This is a genomic window from Longimicrobiaceae bacterium (genome assembly GCA_035696245.1).
Classification (GTDB): Bacteria; Gemmatimonadota; Gemmatimonadetes; order Longimicrobiales; family Longimicrobiaceae; genus DASRQW01.
Window position 1 is genome coordinate 1 of the sequence record DASRQW010000251.1, and the last position, 3,630, is coordinate 3,630.

Below are 3,630 nucleotides of genomic sequence, written 5' to 3' on the forward strand. Positions count from 1 at the left end.
GCGCGAGGTAGCCGCGGCCCACCTGAACGCCGGCGATGCACAGCTCGCCCGGGAAGCCGGCGGGCACCGGCTGTCCGTCCGCGCCCACGACGTGGATGCCCGTGTTCGCGACGGGGCGGCCGATGGGCACGGTCGCGCCCCCATCCGCCCCGCAGGTCCAGTGCGTCACGTCCACCGCGCACTCGGTGGGGCCGTACAGGTTGTGCAGCGCCACGCCGGGCAGGCGCGCGGCGAAGCGGTCGCGCAGGTCGGCCGGGAGCGCCTCGCCGCTGCACACCACGCGCTTCAGGGCCGCGCACGCCTCCAGCCCGTCGTTCTCCAGGAACGGCCGCAGCATGGACGGCACGAAGTGCAGCGTGGTGATGCCGGACTGCGCGATCACGTCGCGCAGGTACGTCGGGTCCTTGTGCCCCTCCGGCCGGGCGAGGACGAGCCGAGCGCCGGAGATGAGCGGCCAGAAGAGCTCCCACACCGACACGTCGAAGCTGAACGGCGTCTTCTGGAGCACGGCGTCGCCGGCGCCCAGGCTGTACGCGTCCTGCATCCAAAGCAGCCGGTTCACCACGCCGCGGTGCGCGTTCATCGCACCCTTCGGCTTGCCCGTGGAGCCCGACGTGTAGATCACGTACGCCAGCCCGTCCGCATCCGCCGAAACGCTGGACGCGTCGGTAGATACGGATTCGGACGATGCGGATTCGGGAGATGCGGGGCACGGCTGCGCATCCGCCGAATCGTCGTCGGCGAGGAGGAGCGTGACGCCGCAGGGGACGGGCAGCGCGGAGCGGAGCGCGGCGGAGGTGACGAGCACGCGGGCGCCCGCATCTTCCAGCATGAAGAGGCGGCGCGCGGCTGGGTACGACGGATCGACGGGCAGATACGCGCCGCCCGCCTTCATCGCCGCGAGCGCCGCGACCACCATCTCGGCCGAGCGGTCCAGGTGGATGGCGACGACGGACTCGGCGCCCACGCCCGCACTGCGGAGACGGGCGGCCATCGCGTCCGCCGCGGCTTCCAGCTCGCCGTACGTCATGGTGCCGGCCTCGCTCTCCAGCGCGATGGTGTGCGGAGTGCGCGCGGCCTGGGCGGCGATCAGCTCGTGGACGCAGCGGTCCGCGCGGTCGTAGTCGCGCGCTGTATCGTTCCAGCCGTGCACGACCTGGCGGCGCTCCTCGTCGTCCAGCAGCAGGTCGGCGATGCGGCGCGACGGATCCTCAGCCGCGCGGCGAAGGACGATCTCCAGGCGGCGGACGATGCGGTCGGCGGTCGATGCGTCGAAGAGGTCGGTGGCGTACGAGAGCGTGCCCCGCAGCCCATCTCCCGTGTCCTGCAGCGAGAGGACGAGGTCGAACTGCGCGGTGCCGGTGGCGACGGAGTACGGCGCGATGCTCAGGCCCGCATCGGCCGCGGACGACGACTGCGGCGAGGCCGTGTCGAAGTTGAAGAGCACCTGGAAGTACGGGTTGCGCCCCGCATCCCGCCGCGGCTTCAGCTTGCCGACGATGTGCGCGAACGGCAGCGCGTGCTCGTGCGCCGCGAACGTGGTGTCGCGCACCCGGCCCACCATCTCCCGGAACGTGGGGTCGCCGCCGGCGTCCACGCCCAGGACGAGCGAGTCCACGAAGAAACCCGCCATCTCCTCCAGCTCCACCTGCGCCCGGTTGGCGACGGGTGAGCCCACCAGCACGCGCTCCTGCCCGGAGAGGCGGTGCAGCAGCACGCCCCACGCGGCCAGCAGCGTGGCGAAAGGCGTGGCGCCCTCCGCGCGGCCCGCGTCGGTCAGCCGCGCGGCGACGTCCGCCGGCACCTCGAAGCTGCGGTAGCCGCCCGCGTAGCCGGGCTCCTCGGGGCGCGGGCGGTCCGTGGGCAGCTCCAGCGTGTCCGGCGCGTCGGCGAGCTGGGCGCGCCAGTAGTCCAGGCGCGGCGCGGCTTCGTCGCTCTCCAGCCACTCGCGTTCCCAGTGCGCGTAGTCGCCGTACTGCACCGCCAGCTCCTCCAGCGGCGACTCGCCGCCGACCGCGAAGGCGCCGTAGAGCACCGTCAGCTCGCGCAGGAACACGCCCTCGCTCCACCCGTCGAACACCAGGTGGTGTGCGGTTGCGAGCAGCAGGTGGCGCTCCTCTTCCAGGCGGACGAGGACCAGGCGCAGCAGCGGCCCTTTGGCAAGATCAAACGGCCGCGTCGCCTCTTCCGTCGCCACGCGTGCGGCCTCGGCGTCACGGTCTTCGGCAGCGATCCCGCTGAGGTCGATCACCTCGACCGTGCGGGGATCTGCGGGGGCGACGACCTGCGCAGGCTCGCCGTCCAGCACGGCGAACGTGGTGCGCAGGACCTCGTGGCGGCTCACGATCTCGGTCAGCGCGCGCTCCAGCACGTCCACGCGCAGCGGGCCGCGAAGCTCGTAGCCGTTGGGGATGTGGTACGCCGGGTTCTGGAGCTGTAGCTGCGAGAGCAGCCAAAGCCCCTGCTGCGCGTGGCTGAGCGGAAAGGTGTAGACTTCCTGCCCCGCCGCGCCCGCCGCCGTGCCGTCCTGCGCCTGCGCATCCTGCTGCTGCATGGAAAATCCTCTGGGTTGCCGCGCCGCGTCGTGATCGGGCGGGTGATTCGGGTTCGAGAGATGGTCGGGAGATGCAAAGCGGTGGGGATGGATGAGATGTCATCCATCTTCCCGCGTCCGTTCTATGTCAATGGATCACAAGCTCTTGAGGATTCCGTCGTCCACGGTGCCCACGCGGCGCTGGGTGCGCGCGACGCGGCCGAGGGTGGGTCCGGAAGGCTTCGGCGCCTGGCCGCGTACTTCGTCGACGTGCGCGGCCAGGCGGGCGACCGTGGTGTGCTCGAACACGCGCCGCAGCGGGAGCGTGACGCCCATGCCCGCGCGGATGCGGGCGGCGACCATTGCGGCGAGCAGCGAGTGCCCGCCCAGATCGAAGAAATCCGCATCCACGCTCACCGTCTTGCGGCCGAGCACTTCGCCCCAGATGGCGGCGAGGGCTTCTTCGGTAGATGTGCGAGGCGCGACGTGGGCGGCGGCGGGGGCGATGCCCTCGCGGCGGTCGTCGGCCAGGGCGCGGCGGTCCACCTTGCCCGCGGGCGTGAGCGGCAGCGCGTCCAGCCGCACGAACAGGCCGGGCACCATGTGCTCGGGCACCCGCTCGCGCAGGTGGTCGCGGAGCGCGGCGGCGTCCGGCAGCGCGTCCGCGTCGGCCACGAGGTAGGCGGCGAGCGTGCGTTCCGTGCCCTCCGCGCGAACCACGACGGCGCAGTCGCGCACGGCGGGGTGGGCCCGCAGCGCGGCCTCCACCTCGCCCGGCTCGATGCGGAAGCCGCGCACCTTCACCTGGCGGTCGGTGCGGCCCAGGAACTCCAGCGTGCCGTCCGCCGTCCAGCGCACGCGGTCTCCGGTGCGGTAGAGCACGCTCCCCGGCGCGCCGAACGGATCGGGGACGAACGAGGCCGCGGTCCGCGCGGGCTGGCCCAGGTAGCCGTCGCCCACCGCGATCCCGCCGATGCACAGCTCGCCCGGCACGCCCAGCGGGACGAGCGCCATCGACTCGTCCACCACGTGGCAGTCCAGGTTGGGCAGCGGCCGGCCGATGGAGACCCCGCGCGCGTCGTCCGCCAGCGGCCGGG

Annotated in this window: 2 protein-coding genes; both read right to left on the reverse strand. The window is 72.9% G+C overall.

Going from position 1 to position 3,630, the window contains the following annotated elements; translation table 11 throughout:
• The coding region (locus tag VFE05_11825) for an amino acid adenylation domain-containing protein (protein HET6230750.1) at positions 1 to 2,554 on the reverse strand (2,554 nt) is incomplete at its 3' end.
• A 135-nt stretch (positions 2,555 to 2,689) separates the two neighbouring features.
• A partial coding sequence (locus tag VFE05_11830) for a phosphopantetheine-binding protein (protein HET6230751.1) occupies positions 2,690 to 3,630 on the reverse strand: 941 nt, incomplete at its 5' end.